Origin of the sequence: Lysinibacillus sp. G4S2 (assembly GCF_030348505.1) — a bacterium.
In the GTDB taxonomy this organism is placed as follows: Bacteria; Bacillota; Bacilli; order Bacillales_A; family Planococcaceae; genus Lysinibacillus.
This window is the reverse complement of sequence record NZ_JAUCFJ010000002.1, coordinates 2,394,265-2,409,446: the sequence shown is the minus strand read 5'-3', so window position 1 is coordinate 2,409,446 and position 15,182 is coordinate 2,394,265. Positions and strand designations below refer to the sequence as shown.

Annotated in this window: 16 protein-coding genes; 7 read left to right on the top strand and 9 right to left on the bottom strand. The window is 33.9% G+C overall.

Features of this window, described 5'->3' with window-relative positions; translation table 11 throughout:
* Positions 1–208: 208 nt before the first annotated feature.
* Complete coding sequence (locus tag QUF91_RS12305) at positions 209–3,079, top strand: DEAD/DEAH box helicase (protein WP_289417962.1); 2,871 nt, start codon at positions 209–211, stop codon at positions 3,077–3,079.
* A 222-nt stretch (positions 3,080–3,301) separates the two neighbouring features.
* On the opposite strand, the gene QUF91_RS12300 is transcribed toward QUF91_RS12305, so the two are convergent.
* The 3 genes from QUF91_RS12300 to QUF91_RS12290 all read right to left on the bottom strand — a co-directional run bounded on the left by QUF91_RS12300 (position 3,302) and on the right by QUF91_RS12290 (position 5,575).
* Positions 3,302–4,006 carry a Type 1 glutamine amidotransferase-like domain-containing protein gene (locus QUF91_RS12300; RefSeq protein ID WP_285397989.1) on the bottom strand — a complete coding sequence of 235 codons (705 nt, stop codon included), beginning with the start codon at positions 4,004–4,006 and terminating at the stop codon, positions 3,302–3,304.
* A gap of 184 nt (positions 4,007–4,190) precedes the next feature.
* Entirely contained in the window at positions 4,191–4,658 is a 468-nt protein-coding gene (locus QUF91_RS12295) for an NUDIX hydrolase (RefSeq protein ID WP_285397991.1), read from the bottom strand.
* A gap of 233 nt (positions 4,659–4,891) precedes the next feature.
* The gene (locus tag QUF91_RS12290; RefSeq protein ID WP_289417961.1) at positions 4,892–5,575 is read right to left on the bottom strand and encodes a polysaccharide deacetylase family protein; all 684 of its coding nucleotides are present in this window, start codon (positions 5,573–5,575) and stop codon (positions 4,892–4,894) included.
* A gap of 551 nt (positions 5,576–6,126) precedes the next feature.
* Between QUF91_RS12290 and csaA the strand changes: the two genes are divergently transcribed.
* The gene (gene csaA, locus QUF91_RS12285) at positions 6,127–6,459 is read left to right on the top strand and encodes a chaperone CsaA (protein ID WP_289420065.1); all 333 of its coding nucleotides are present in this window, start codon (positions 6,127–6,129) and stop codon (positions 6,457–6,459) included.
* A gap of 260 nt (positions 6,460–6,719) precedes the next feature.
* Here csaA and QUF91_RS12280 read toward each other — a convergent pair whose 3' ends face one another.
* The 4 genes from QUF91_RS12280 to QUF91_RS12265 form a co-directional block, all read right to left on the bottom strand.
* Positions 6,720–7,598 carry a hypothetical protein gene (locus tag QUF91_RS12280; RefSeq protein WP_289417960.1) on the bottom strand — a complete coding sequence of 293 codons (879 nt, stop codon included), beginning with the start codon at positions 7,596–7,598 and terminating at the stop codon, positions 6,720–6,722.
* Between the two features lie 112 nt (positions 7,599–7,710).
* Entirely contained in the window at positions 7,711–8,304 is a 594-nt protein-coding gene (locus QUF91_RS12275; RefSeq protein ID WP_289417959.1) for a DUF2441 domain-containing protein, read from the bottom strand.
* 138 nt (positions 8,305–8,442) lie between these two features.
* Positions 8,443–8,850, bottom strand: a complete 408-nt coding sequence (locus QUF91_RS12270; protein WP_289417958.1) for a DUF6157 family protein — start codon at positions 8,848–8,850, stop codon at positions 8,443–8,445.
* A 134-nt stretch (positions 8,851–8,984) separates the two neighbouring features.
* Positions 8,985–9,737, bottom strand: a complete 753-nt coding sequence (locus tag QUF91_RS12265; RefSeq protein WP_289417957.1) for an SDR family NAD(P)-dependent oxidoreductase — start codon at positions 9,735–9,737, stop codon at positions 8,985–8,987.
* A gap of 345 nt (positions 9,738–10,082) precedes the next feature.
* On the opposite strand from QUF91_RS12265, the gene QUF91_RS12260 reads away from it, so the two are divergent.
* Together QUF91_RS12260 and QUF91_RS12255 are read left to right on the top strand one after the other, a co-directional pair.
* Positions 10,083–10,208, top strand: coding sequence for a hypothetical protein (locus QUF91_RS12260; RefSeq protein WP_289417956.1), 126 nt, complete (start codon positions 10,083–10,085; stop codon positions 10,206–10,208).
* 113 nt (positions 10,209–10,321) lie between these two features.
* Complete coding sequence (locus QUF91_RS12255; RefSeq protein WP_289417955.1) at positions 10,322–11,071, top strand: hypothetical protein; 750 nt, start codon at positions 10,322–10,324, stop codon at positions 11,069–11,071.
* 600 nt (positions 11,072–11,671) lie between these two features.
* Here QUF91_RS12255 and QUF91_RS12250 read toward each other — a convergent pair.
* The gene (locus tag QUF91_RS12250; RefSeq protein ID WP_289420036.1) at positions 11,672–12,739 is read right to left on the bottom strand and encodes an IS30 family transposase; all 1,068 of its coding nucleotides are present in this window, start codon (positions 12,737–12,739) and stop codon (positions 11,672–11,674) included.
* Between the two features lie 78 nt (positions 12,740–12,817).
* The gene (locus QUF91_RS12245; RefSeq protein ID WP_289417954.1) at positions 12,818–13,222 is read right to left on the bottom strand and encodes a phosphoglycerate mutase family protein; all 405 of its coding nucleotides are present in this window, start codon (positions 13,220–13,222) and stop codon (positions 12,818–12,820) included.
* A 275-nt stretch (positions 13,223–13,497) separates the two neighbouring features.
* Between QUF91_RS12245 and QUF91_RS12240 the strand changes: the two genes are divergently transcribed.
* The 3 genes from QUF91_RS12240 to QUF91_RS12230 all read left to right on the top strand — a co-directional run bounded on the left by QUF91_RS12240 (position 13,498) and on the right by QUF91_RS12230 (position 15,079).
* Complete coding sequence (locus QUF91_RS12240) at positions 13,498–13,719, top strand: hypothetical protein (protein WP_289417953.1); 222 nt, start codon at positions 13,498–13,500, stop codon at positions 13,717–13,719.
* A gap of 106 nt (positions 13,720–13,825) precedes the next feature.
* Positions 13,826–14,206, top strand: a complete 381-nt coding sequence (locus tag QUF91_RS12235) for a hypothetical protein (protein ID WP_289417952.1) — start codon at positions 13,826–13,828, stop codon at positions 14,204–14,206.
* 21 nt (positions 14,207–14,227) lie between these two features.
* Complete coding sequence (locus QUF91_RS12230; protein ID WP_289417951.1) at positions 14,228–15,079, top strand: hypothetical protein; 852 nt, start codon at positions 14,228–14,230, stop codon at positions 15,077–15,079.
* The last annotated feature ends 103 nt before the right edge of the window (positions 15,080–15,182 follow it).

Sequence of the window (15,182 nt, the reverse complement as noted above, 5' to 3'; positions counted from 1 at the left end):
TCCTGCTGAAAAAAACTAGCAAAGATTCTACAGTGTTTATGGCAACAAACAGATCAGTGGCTGGAACTTTTGTAGAAGTTTCACTTTGTGCCTACCCCAACATTTGATGTTAAACAACTTAAATCACCCACTAACATTAACTTGCCAACTATGTTATTTATTAGTATTCTATAACTTTAATATTCCATTAAAATGAAAGGATGTAATTATGAATCTACATATAACCCAATATTTTAGAGATAGTGTAGCGGCGAAGTTATCAATAGATTTTAAAAGAAGTACATATAACACTGTTTCATTTCAAGATTTTAAACTAGGTGTGATTCCAGAAATAACGTTTCAATATTTATTTAGTAAAGATAAGAATCATTCGGAGGATTTTAAAGAAGTAATAATTGTTGCAAAGACAATTAAAACAATCTATAAAAGTCAGGAAAAAACCCAAAACAACACTGAGGAATTAGCTGGAATTTTTTTCATTCCTGCTTTGATAAACACACAAGGAAAACTATTACCTCCAGAAGTGAAGACACCTTGGATACCAAGGGAATATTTATTTCCTTTAATAGATGAAACTGTAGCTGTTGGCAATTTAGAAACTTTCGATGATTATATGAGTACTTACTCGCACGAATTTAAAAAATGTACTGATTGGGAATCCTATTTTAATTTGTGTAAATGTATGTATGAGCAAATCACTGGACATACTCTATTGGATTTAGTAGTAAATGATATTGAATTGGAAGAAACCATTTACATTTTCAAGGACGAAACTATAAATGCAACTCGAAATATATTAGCGCTATATGATGATTTGATAAAAGGTAATTATAAACATTCCAAGTTATATTTAAACTTTATCAAGAAAGAGTTTAGCCAATTAAAACCTTTGATCAAAAATTCTGTGGATGAATCACAAAAACATATTGGTCAGATGGGAGGAGAGTATGGACTTTCCCCTTCTCAAAGAGAATGCCTCATTCATTTCAATAATATGGAAGAAGGTGAAGTCTTAGCAGTGAATGGTCCACCTGGTACTGGTAAGACAACACTCTTACAAACACTTGTGGCAAATTTATATGTAGAAAAGGCTTTAAAAAAAGAAAAAGCCCCACTCATTGTAGCTTCTTCGACAAATAATCAAGCTGTTACGAATATTATTGAGTCCTTTGGGAAAATAGAAAAAAAATGGTCCCATTCTAATTTAGAAAATAGATGGGTAGAGGGTGTAAAAAGTTTAGCTGTTTATTTTCCTTCGTCTAGTAAGGTGACCGAAGCAACAACAAAAGGATTTCACCATACAAATCCTTCGGGAGATCATTTCTTTGAAACTGTAGAAAACGCCGAAAATGTTCAGAAGTCTAAAGACAAATTTATGCAAGAGTGTGCTACTTATTTTAACACACCCATTCATTCTTTAAATAATTGTGAAAACCAAATTTCAAACAGGCTAAAACAAATTAATAATGCTACTAGTATTCTTTTGAATTTATTTAATGAATATTTCGATATTTGTCAAATTGAAAAAAATATCAATACGTTTATTTCAGACATCGATAATGAAATTGAAAATGGCAAAGTTCAATTAGAAAATTTGAAGTTAAGAGTAAATGAATGGCAAGCGGAATATAAGAAAATTCCTTTTTATTATCATTGGTTAAAATTTTTGCCGAGTTTTAAACAAAAGATTCAGGATAGAATAAATACCTTCATAAACATTGAAGAAGATTTTCTAAACGATCAAATGGATATAGACGATATTATTTCAAGCTATAGTTCGATTATTAAGGATGTAAGGAAAAACATTCAAGATAAAGAACAATTAAGTAAAAAAGTGAAAGAAATAAAGGTAAATATACAGGAAGTTATTGATAGTTTAATCTGTTTAAATGTTATTGAAAGTAAGGACATTGACATTTCGAGTGTCACAAATATTAATCAATTAAATAGTCTTTTGGATACTTCTTTAAGATATTTATCATTTTGGCTAGCAGTACATTATTATGAATGCAGATGGTTAAAAGCAAGAAGACTTAGCGCCAAACAAAAAGGTAAGACTTTCGAAAATGTACTGAATTTAGTATATGAAAACTTAAGTATGCTCACACCTTGTTTTGTTATGACTTTTTATCAATTACCAAAGCTACTTCGTGCTTATGAGGAAAAACAACATAAATATCTCTATAATAAAATAGATTTATTAATTGTAGATGAAGCTGGACAAGTCACTCCTGAGATTGCTGCATGTTCATTTTCATTAGCGAAACGAGCTGTTGTAGTAGGCGATATATATCAAATTGAACCGGTATGGAATATTCATAGAAACCTCGATTTATCTTTAGCAAAAACTGCTGGGGTTATTAGCCAGAAAGAAGAATTTGAAATTTTGACAACAAGCGGAATAAATACATCAGAGTCTAGTGTGATGAAGGTTGCTTGTAAAAGTTGTAACTATGAGAAATTTGGCGAACGAGGACTGTTTTTAAGTGAGCATAGACGCTGTTATGATGAAATTATTGATTATTGCAACAAGTTAGTTTATAAAGGCAATTTAGAGCCAAAAAGAGGATTAGGAATACAAGATAAAAAATGTAAATTAAATGAACTGTCTATCCCTCATTTTGGGCATTACCAAATCAATAGTGTTCAATCCAATAAACGTGCAGGTAGTAGATATAATGAAATAGAAGCAAAAGAAATAGCGAATTGGGTAGTTAACAATTTTGAACAATTAAAAGAAGTGTATTCAAAAACAGATCCTAGAAATATTTTAGGAATAATTACACCTTTTAAAATGCAAGTTTCAGCGATTAAAAAGGAATTACCGAACGAATTAAAATCACTAGTATCTGTAGGTACTATTCATACATTCCAGGGCGGAGAAAGAAACATAATTATTATGTCCACTGTATACGGGAAGAGTGATGGATGTTATTTTATTGATGCTAGTAAAAGTTTATTGAATGTAGCAATTTCAAGGGCAAAAGATAGTTTTTTAGTCTTTGGAGAAATAGATTGTCTCTCAAATAGTGAAACCGTCCCAAGTGGAATGTTGAAAAAAATAGTGACAAAATTTTAACCAACTATCATTTTTAAAGTTGAAAATTACTTAGAATACGGAAAAATACTTTAGATAAAGTATTTCCGCCTGAAGATTATAGTATTATTGAGCAACTCACGACGAAAGTAGAGTTATCATTAGATTTTTTTGATCGGAGTATAGTAAAATAAAACCGCCCTTACACTTACAATTGCTACAGTGAAGCGGTATCATAAGGGCGGTTTTTCTTTTAATTTGTAATCAATACATATGTCCTAAATATTCTACAAATAATTCTTGCTCATTGATCCCCTCATCAACAGAAACCCTATATGCTTTCCCTTCAGGTTTTGAACTAACAATTTTATGAACATCTTGATCGATAAAATGAACTGCCACTCCATCATCAACGGCAAGGCCAGATGAGAGTTTTTTAGTTTGGACCAAATTATGATAAGCTGGTTTTCGATTGATTTCTCCATCATAATGAGGACAATTACTTCCTGGAAGAAACCCTAAACAATTTATCGGTTCTAAATCTCCTCCGCCATATGAATCTGTTATTCCTTCTTCAAACCAACAAATTGAGCCAGCGCTAATGCCTGTTAAAAGGATTCCCTCATGCCAAGCTGTCTTAAAAATGCGATCTAACGACCATTCTTTCCATAAAGCTAAAAGATTTTTAGTATTTCCCCCACCAACATAAATAATATCCTTTTCCAAAATAAAACTTTCTAAATCTCGAGTTGGCGGAGAAAAAAGAGATAAGTGGGACGGAATACATTTTTGTGAATCAAAAAAAGAATAAAACCTCGAAATATAGTTTTCCGAGTCCCCACTTGCGGTCGGAACAAAGCAAATTTTAGGATTAACTTTGTTAGACTGCTGCAAAATATATGTATCTAATAATGGATTATGAGGCTCCATAGAAAAGCCCCCTCCCCCTAATGCAATAATTTGTTTCATCTTATTCCCCTTTCATTCTATTGATTTTTTAGAAAATACTACATTTTTCTGATTATATAATACATTAGTCCATTTTTAAATATGTAAAAGCTTAATAATACTGCCGTATTAAAAGAATCCCTGCTTGGATTTTTGAGATATTACTAGACTTAAAAAACGCTCCCCCATAAGTTCAAAAACATTTTCATTTTATTACTGGTGTAGGCATATCATTGCTCCAATCCTCAATAAATGGGGCTTGGTGAGGATTAAGGTTTAATGGTATTTCATTTCTCGATACAAAGTATAATTCACTACTTTCATCATTGATTTGTATAGTACCTTTATAATCGTTTGAGTAAAAAATTATCTGAACACTATATACTTTATCTCCATTTGAGTACTCTGCATAACCATTTTCACCTGAATACAATCCAAATAATGTCACATTGTTCAGAATAATATTAGTTTCTTCAAAGACCTCCCTTTTAACCGTCTCTTCAAGGGTTTCTCCGATTTCCAAGATGCCCCCTGGGATTCCCCAAACATCCTTGTCAGTCCTTTTTTGTAAAAGTATACGTCCCATATCATCTTCAATTATTGCTCCACATCCAATAGTCAATAGAGTTTCATGCCCGATCATTTGCCTCATTGTTTTAATGTAGTCATTCATAATATGATACCCTCACCCCTCTTTAGAAACCAACACAAAACATTTATGGTCGAAATTACCATAAAGTTTACTACAAATATTATTTTACAAGGTTTCTTCCAAAAAACAATGTCTCAAAACCAACTGCAGAGTGTAACTATAGGAGCGATTAATATTATGAAATATTTGATAAAGGCAAGACTTAATTTACATCAGAAACCAAGTTTTGCCTTTTCGAGCTTTCAAATCATTAATTATTTTCCATCTTTATTACTTGATTTTTGAATATCAAGGAGCTCTGAAATCGTTACAAATTTATATCCCTGCTTCTCAAGTTCTGGTAAAATTTTTTTCAATGCTCTCACGGTTTGCTCACGATTTCCACCACCGTCATGAAATAACACTACACTTCCAGGCTTAGCACCTTTTAAAACAGTATTAACAATCCTCTTTTCTCCAGGATTTTTCCAATCGAATGTATCTAAATGCCATGACCACATGACAACTTTATACCCTTCTTTGACAATTGCATCAATCATGGCATCCGTATACTGGCCTTTAACTGGTCTAAATAAAACAGGAGAAGATCCAGTTATACCAAAAATCGTTGCATGTGATTGTTTTATCTCTTTCATTAATTTAGAAACATTCGTTCTTAAAGGATGCGTATATGTGTGGATGGCCAGCTCGTGTCCTTCTTCGTAAACGCGTAAAGCAAGCTCAGGATTTTTTTCTGCATTTTCACCCACAATAAAGAATGTGGCTTTTGCATTATATTTGGATAATATATCTAAAACGTCAGGTGTGTACTTTTTATGAGGACCATCATCAAAGGTTAAGGCAATTACTTTTTCATCCGTTTTTATATCCCACAAAATTTGTCCCGCTTCTTCGTAATATTTCCTTCCTTTGTCAGCAAAAGATTTTTCATCTACCAAAAATACAAAGATCCCTAAAATGCATAGTGCGATCAATAGATAATATTTCCTCAAGTTTTCACCTCCTGCAAATAATGATACCTAATCATTATTATTTGAGGTTAAAACAAAAAAATGCTTGTATTTTTGTATTATTAACTGTATATAAAACCATATTCTAACCAAAATGAATGTACTCACTCTGTTGAAATTTGGTAGCTATCGAAGCATTATATATATATCCGTTTACTAAAGTTCATCGAAAAAATTTCACAAGTGTCTTTGCAATTTGAAAATTTTTGAGTATTTAGTTGTTCCATGATAATATTTATCATAATTAGCTCATCACCAAAAGTTGTGGGTGACATTTGTTAAAACGTATGCAATATAGGTTGATGGAGTGGAGGCCGGGCGACTCCTTGGGGATCAGCGTCACAGATGAGACCCTGGAGCGAGCAACGCGAGTGAAGCGGCTCATCGGACGCCCCCAGGAAAGCGCCCAGCCGGAACGGAAATCAACCACACGTTTTGGCGAAGAGCCTCATAATTACATTCATTCGAGGAGTACTTTTATGGCAACTATAGAAGACTTTATTAATCTAGATATAAGAATTGGTACAGTTATTCAAGCTGAAGAACTGCCGAAAGCAAGAGTTCCTGCCATTAAAATGAAAATTGACTTTGGAGAAAATCTGGGAATCAAGCAATCCTCTGCTCAAATTACCAAACGCTATACACCAGAAGGCATTGTTGGTAAGCAAGTAGTAGCTATTGTTAATTTCCCTCCTCGTCGAGTGGTAGGCTTTAAATCAGAAGTTTTAGTTATTGGTGGAGTGCCTGAAGACGGCGATGTGATTCTACTAACGCCTGACCAATCTGTACCAAATGGAACTAAAATTAGTTAATGATAGTTAGAGGCTGGGACATAACTGGTCAAAACCTTAAAAAGCGCGAGAGATCAATTTTATAAACGTTGATTTCTCGCGTTTTTCTGGTGTGAATTAATTTTGCTTTGAAAATATACTTATGTCTCAGCCGCTTTAACAATTGATTTCACTGTATATAAAAGCCAACGTTTGAATCCAAACGTTGGCTTTCCTTTAATTTCAAGAACTGTTTTTAAATTTGATTATTTCGATTCACTTTATTCCACTAAAACATCAGTTTAGTATAAGTTAGAAGGAAGATACTTTCTCCATTCCTTCCAGGCTTCCATATAACCATTTAAATCGTGCGGATGAACTTTAATACACACTCCAATACGTGTATATAATTGAAAAACAACTTCATCCAAAAGTCGTTCTTTAGTAAAGGATGCATTCCCGTCCCACAAGGAAAACGATGAAAAAAGTGTATTGACATCTAGACTATCTGGCGAAGAACAAAACGCATAGGTAAAATCGTAAATTTTGGGACCGATTAACGGTGATGGATCAATAACTCCTTTTAACTCATTAGAAAAGTATACAAAATTATGAACACCAGTATCTCCATGAAGATAATACTTTTCCTCTTGATCATGATAAGTTTTTAATCTATTTACCAACAACTCTACTCTTTTATGGTCCTCGCTCGGTAAAAGCTTACCTATGTTCATTTTGGCAGACTCAAAACTACTTTGATTAAAGTCTGACCAGGAGTTTCTATGAATCCCATTTATTCTTCCCCAAGGTGTATCTTTGTCCACCTTTTCATAATTATTGAATAAAGTTTTAGTTAAAATATTCATCCATTGTAATTTCGATCCCCGATTATAGTGCGTTTCCCCATGTATATAAGAGTAAATAATAAATTCTTTTTTATTATCCGTGTAAAAGACATCTGGCAACAATGTCACATTTTTATATGCAAGTAGGAATTCCTCAGTGGAAGTTATTATCTCAGGATGGTCTATCTTTATCACGTAGGTTGGTACATTTTTCAACAGGATCGTATATAAAATACCATCAGTTGTACCACTTTTTAACCCCTGCAATTCTAGATGATCATTTATTATTAAACCTTTATTAATGAGTACATCAATGATTCCATTTATTTTTTCCATTTTTTAATCCTTTTAGTCGAATTAGTTAACTACCCAATTTAATAGATTCGCTATCTTTTTCAACAATCCTTCCTCGTTATATGAAAAGTTGCCTTTAAAGACTTTCCAGAATTTAAGATGAGAAATCATCAATAATTTCTACCACTTCAATTTTTCCGTTTATCAAAAGTTCAGTAAGCTCATTTTTAACATTTCCCTTCCAATATTCTCTAGCTTGTTCAATTTTTTGAGAGAAAGGAACCCCATCCTCCTTTGGTAAAAGATTTGCATCACCTTCAAAATAATTCCCAATAACTCGAAGTTTAACAATCTGCAAAACATTACGATTATATGAATCAAATATTTCTTTCCATTTCAAAACGTCTTCATAACTTTTAGCAGCGTATAAGCAAGACAATCTTGAAGGATATTCAGGATGTTCTTGTAGTCTAACCATTTCTACTACTACTTCTCTAATAGCTCTAATTGTTTGACCTACATACTGAATAGCTACTTCGGTATTCTCTTTACTAATGTTCAAGCCCTCATTTGTATAATGACCGTATAAAATCTTAATAAAGTCTTCACCTTTAGAGTTCAATTGTTCCCTATCAAAGAAGAAGCTATATAAGGTGTTTTTTTGGTTCTTGTCAAAGTTAATTATCTGCCCTGTGCTCATTTTATTGCTAGTAACGATATGATAAACAAAAAATTCGTTCTCGTTCATGCTCTGCCTCCAGTTGGTCTATATAATTAACTACAGCACAGAAGAAGAAGGGATTGTTCCACTGTACATTAGTCTCGGAATATGTAACGAATCTTTTGTTTACACTCAAGGCAAATAAAAGATTCGTGATTTCTTTCGTTATTTTCCTCTCCGTATAGAACGCATACCTTTTAATAAAGTGATATTACCCGATTTGAGAAATTGCTCGTACCTTTCACTATTAACATCATATATTGCAAGTTTTCCTTCATCATCGTAATGTATTCCCCACCCATACTTCTTTACCAATGGTGAAGCTCTAAAACATGCTTTAGGTTTTTGAAAAAAATGTTTTCTGATTTCATCTAATTCATCTGATTTAATTTGGTTTTTAATCAAATAAGTTTGAATTTGGACATCTTCCTGCGTATATTTGTAAGGGTTATTACTGATTAAGTCATATTCAATCGAAGCTATGGTAGGTTTGTTATTTCTTGGGAGCGGTGTAATAGCAGAATTAACTACCGAATCCTCTGAAATTTCAATAAAAGTATTTTTATAACTCATTAAATTACTCCCCCCTGCAACTATTTACCTTAATTACTTTGACAAAAAATCATTAATTGAAACGCAATAAGAAAAAAGAGCTGAAGACCATCCATTTCTGATCTTTATTCCTTGCACTTGTCCCTTCTTTTTAATTATCTCCCACCACTAATATTTATAATTTCTCCGAGGATATAATTTGAAGCATCAGAAGAAAGGAAAGCAATTACCTCTGCTATTTCCGTAGGTGTTGCAGCCCGTTTAATAGGTACAGATGAAGCCATACGCTCAAGTCGATTATCGCCAGGTGCAAATTTATCATGAAAAGGTGTTTCTACCATTCCAGGTGCTACCCCATTCACGATAATTCCATATTCAATTAGCTCTCTGGACATTCCAATCGTCATTGTATTTATCGCCCCTTTAGCAGATGCGTAATGAATACTTTCACCTGCTCCTCCAATACGTGCAGCTGTTGATGATACATTAATAATTTTTCCGGTTTTTTTCGGAATCATATGTCTTAATACAGCTTGGGAGCATAAGAGAACACTATTTACATTTAATTTGAACGTTTCTTCCCATAGCTCTTCACTCAAATCCATAAATGTACTTTGGCGTATGCCACCACCAGCGTTATTAACTAAGACGTCAATTGTGCCAAATGAAGAAATAGCTTGTTCAACCATTGAGTTCACTTCTTCTTTATTCATAACATCAGCTTGAATTGCAATGGCGTCTCCATCTTTTTCTTGAATACGTTGGACGGCTTCCATGGCACCCTTCACATTTGAATTATAATTAATAATTACTTTAGCTCCTTTAGAGGCCATCAACTCGGCAGTGGCAAGCCCAATACCTGAGCTTGCGCCTGTGATGAGGATAACCTTTCCTGATAAGTTATGCATAGCTTCCCTCCCTAGCAAAATGTTTTAATAGTAATTCTACATTTTACATCGTCCCCAAAACAGAATCGCTAAAGCTCCTTTAGTTCGTTTTATAGGAATACTTTGAAGATTTATCGAAACTATTTGAGCTTTTATCGAAACAAAGTCTCATTTTATCGAAACTTTTTGGGCTTTTATCGAAAAACAAGCTCTTTCTATCAAAGAAATCAACCACATGTTATGGTGATGAGCCCACAAATTGAATTAGTTGTAATAATATAGGCTCACCACCAAAAGTTATGGATGACATTTTTTTAAATATATGCGCTGTATATTAGTTGATTGTAGTGGAGACTGGGCGACTCCTTGGGGATCAGCGTCACAGATGAGACCCTGGAGCGAGCAACGCGAGTGAAGCGGCTCATCGGACGCCCCCAGGAAAGCGCCCAGTCGGAACGGAAATCAACCACACGTTTTGGTGAAGAGCCATAATATAATTTAAATGTAAATTATAGTATAATAAATGTTCGTAGTGCTAATTAAAAGCACTCTTAATTTTTTTATAACAAAAATGGTTTTGAATTTGAAAGGGATGTAATAAAGTAATGAAAATCACTAATTTATCGCAAATACAATCTAACCCTTTATACTCAACGAATAAAAATAACCCTATAAAAAGTGATCAGTCTCATTTAACAGAAGCATATGTATATTCTAAGGAAAGCGTTCAGACTTCCGAACCACTATGGAACTATACGCCAAATGAAGTAGGAATGCAGTCGAATATCAATCTTTTGTCATTCGGAAGTCGTTCCTTAAATACACCGAATTGGGACGTCATCCCGACGAAAGGTATGAAAGTTCCCCCGCAAGATGTATTAATCAGCCAAATCAAAGCTTTAGCTGAAAAATCAGTGCGAAATACAAAGCGAAACGACATCGAGGCCTTTAATTACGTGTTTAAAAAATTACACACACAATATATTTCTTCCGTATCCCCTGATCGAAAAACGCTTCACAAACAAGCGATGAAAGCAATAAAAAAGTTTGAAGAAGAGGAAACAAAACAGGTAGGCGAAATGACGCTTGTGGATTATTTGAATAAACAAGACAATATTCTGACGGGAACGAATAAAAGTCTTGTGGCAGGTGGTATGGTGCGTCCTATTCACAATTCTTTAGGTGGTTATGACTATGATGTCGTCGTTGGAGGGATTACGCTACTTGGAAGTACTTATGGACAATGGCATTACGGAATGACACCAGCAGAAGAACTGAAATCAGACGAATTTCATCAGTTCTATTGGTCATTTGTAGACGAAGCTAAAAATAATTTAAAGTTTGAAGCTAATTAGAAGACATACTAGGATAGCTAAGATGAAATTAAAACAATAATGGCTTTGATATTTTATTTTAGTTTTAGAATAAAGATTGATTAAATGTTTTCTTCAACCAACCGTGTATGAGATTCTTATAAAAAAGTTCGTTCAATTAGATGAGCCTTATTGAACTAAAGCCCCCCGTCAGTTCAACAAGTAATTTGAAACCACCCTGTTTCTGGCGGGAAATCTTTTCTGGATAAACTATGACCTGAAATTAATTGACGATAAGAAGTGATGGTACCATCATGGGAAACAATATAAATCTTTTCTTTCTGTAGCAGCTTGCAATTAATAATAAATTCTTCTGCGATTTTTGTGAATTTATTTTCACGTAAATTGCAATATCAAGTTAGACACTTTTTTTAATACATCTCATGTCCGTATATTTTCTGTTCCTTTTCACCTTCATGTTTATTGTCTGTCGGTCTGCCAATTGGTTAAAACAGGGTTCTGGCGTAACGGAAAGGGCTTGCCCCTTGAAGTGGAGCCAGGTTCCTGTTAAATTGGCGGAAAGACCGATAGACAATAAACTCCCATTAACCCTAGGGTAAGAGTTGGTTGATTCACGTCTTCTTACGCTGATTCTCTTAATCTCTTTAATTCTTCCTCAAACATCTCATGCGGTGTTTTGAATCCATGTATTCGTCGTGGCAAGTGGTTCATTTTATCTTCTACAGATTGGATGTAAGATCTACTGTAGTTCTCTATGGACGTTCCTTTTGGTAACCATCTACGAATCATTCTATTGTGGTTTTCATTTGTTCCTCGCTCCCATGATGAGTAGGGGTGTGTGAAGTAAATCCCCATCAACTCTTGGCATTTTTCCGCAAGCTCTGAAAACTCACTCCCGTTATCTGCTGTAATGGATTTGAATAGTTTAGGTGCTAACTCCCCAAAATTCTTTAGAATGGTTTCAATCGCATAGTTCACGGAATCCGCATCCTTACCGTCCATTTTGAAAATAAATTCTCGACGCGTTTTCCGTTCGATCAGTGTTAATAAAACATCATCTTCTTTGTCTTTTCTACCGATCACTGAATCGATTTCAAAATGACCAAATTCCTCTCGTGTTTCAATGTGCTGTGGGCGTTTTTCAATACTTTCGCCTAAACATTTTATATTTTTTCTAGCCCTACGTACTGTCTTTGTTTTACGCGATGTCTTGGAAACTAAGTCAGAATTTCTAGTTTTCAACAACCTAAGATCTATATACGCATAAAGAGTTTTTGCGCAAACCATTTCTTCACGACGAAACTTACCATCAAGCAATGTACGACCAACAACAGCGTCTGGAGACCACTCCTTTTCCTTCATTAATTGATCTGCGTATTCTAGAAAAGCCGATACTCGCTTCACCTTCAAAGGGTTACGAGAACGAGCCACATTTCGTTCAGTGATTGCTTGACCCGTTGTAGCGAAGTACTTCGTGGTATAGATTCGTTTACTATTTACTATCCTCACTTGTGTAGTAGTTCCACGCTTGATTTCGTTATATATAGTAGCACGACAAACACCCAATCTACGGGCAATCTCAGCTTTTGATAAATTCCCTTCATCAAGGTAAGCTTCTAACTTTCCACGTTGAATTTCAGTAAGTCTGGGTTTCTTTTGAGTTCCTTTTATGTTAAGCTTTTTTTGCATCAAATCGAAAAATCTCCTTTGTATATTGTTGTGTAGGAACTCCAATAATACACGATTTTTCCGATTTGATGCATTTTTTTATACAGTGTCTAATCTGATTTTACAATTCGCCGACCATAAATCTAGGGGAACATTAGTGTCAATTTCGAAAGTTGGAAAATCATTTTGAATTATCTCTAAATCAATTATTTTATCACAAGGCAATGTGTTTTTATCTGGAATAATAGGAAAAATTCGCGGAGAAACTAAAGGACTTACAATCTTACGACAATCTATATTTTCACTCCACATAAATGCAGTTTGCAGAGTTCTTCTAGTAGGACTTATGATTAAAATATCATCATTTGTTAAAGGGAATTGATTTCTTAATAGTTTTGCTTGTTTCTCCCCTTTAGCTGTTAATGGAGGGTCTTTTATCTGTAAACTTTTTGGTATATCTAATGTATGTTCACCTTGACCGTGACGAATAAATACCAGGTCCATCTATCACCACTCCTCATCTTTTTAAACCTTACTTCTAGTAACCTGCTTACATTAGTTGATTAAAAAAGCTCCTGATATATTTTAGAGCAAATGCATTGTGACCTTTTTCAAAACATCGCGACTTTGTATAAAATCAACACAAGATGGATGCTTTAAATGGAAATGCTCTTGTTTATGTTACTGACTATATCCAAAATATATCATGTACTTCAAGAATTTTTCCCAATAAAATGGTATACACAAAGCAATATATGCGTGTGAAAAGAGGAATCTTTATGGAAAATGTAAAAAATTGCAAGTCTTTACTAATAACAATTGGTTGGATTAATGCATTGTTTGCATTTGTCTTTTTTCAACTGTTTCGCGGTATTATAGCCGTTTGTATAGGCATCGTTTTAAAAAGTGATTATCATGCCGAAAAACATGGTCTAACCTTAATTATTGTAGGTATCATAGGTGGGATAGCCGGATGGATACTCAATAATTTATATTTTTAGCTATGAGAAATTGTGTAACGGAAAAATCACTAACAGACTTGGTTTTAACTTGGCTGTTAATTGACTTTGATTAATTTTATAAAATTGTCTAGGTGGTATTTTGAAGATGAAAAACTCTTTATTATTTGTGTTATTGTTTAATTTATTTATAGTTGGTTGTAATGAAGCAGTCACAGTAGATACTTTTACTTTTGAAAAACCTGATGCAGCCGAAGTTTTAAGATTGGACGACCGAGCAGATATTTTTCAATGGGAAGGTAATATTTTCAATACCAATATAGAATGGATTGATGAGCTTGAACTCAATGAAGATCAACATCTTGGTGAGATAAAATTCAATGCCACTAAAGCAGAAGATTTTAAAAATGGTGCTGCAAACCATTTACCAATCGGGGCAAAGATTTATTCAGTAAAAGAACGTGATGATATTTTAATCGTGAAAAATGATAACGTTGTTAAGCGTTATTTAGTTCTATCTGAAGGCTGATTTACTAGAAGGGAGACGGACATGTTCATTCATGATACAGTAACAGATTTCACTAACAGCTATCTGCCTACCATTGATTATTTAAAGGAATATTATGAAAAGCATGCAAGCCATTTTGAAGAATACTTTCTATATCATTGCCATAATGTAGATGAAAAAATGACAACGGCGATTCCAAAGCACCAGGAAAAGATTTCAGCGTTAATTGAAATAAAAGATAAAATGCCTGAGCTTATTAATGCTATTGCAAGGGACTATGAAGAAATGTACGGTATCACATTTACAAAGGATATACATCTGATTGTAGGTTTATTTGGAAGTAACGCTTTTACTTACCGACAAATCATACCAGAAATTGCATTTTGCTTAGAGAAACTTTCCCCTCAAGACCGCCATTTGCAAATTATTATTGCTCATGAGTTTGGGCACGCTTTACACCATTTATTATCCGAAAAAAGAGGTATTGATTGGGGTAAAGTAGACTGGGAGAGCCCATTCACTTGGCTTTTGCAGGAAGGTATTGCAACATATTTTTCTGCAAGGGTAGTAAGTGCGAGAAAAGATGAATATTTTGCATTTCAAGAAGACGTAGAGTGGATGACATTTGCTACGAATAATAAACAAAGAATTATCGAAGCGTTTTTAACAGATTTAACTTCGCTCGATGCAAGAGCAGTGTTCATTGAATGGTTCTCTATTAATGGCGGTAAACGTTTTGGCTTTAACCGTTTAGCTTATTTTATCGCATTTGAGTTAATACAAAGCTACCTTCAAGAGCTAGCAGAATTGGATGTTATTACGTTATGGCGAAACATAAACTATCAAGATATTATTTATCAACAATTAATCGATATGCAGATGAAAAATGAATAATTTAACTACTCTATTTCTAAGGCAAATGGCTACGCAATAACGGTTTATATTATTAGTCTAGAGTTACAAGATCTTCTTTATTAAAAACAAGATGCCTTCGAAT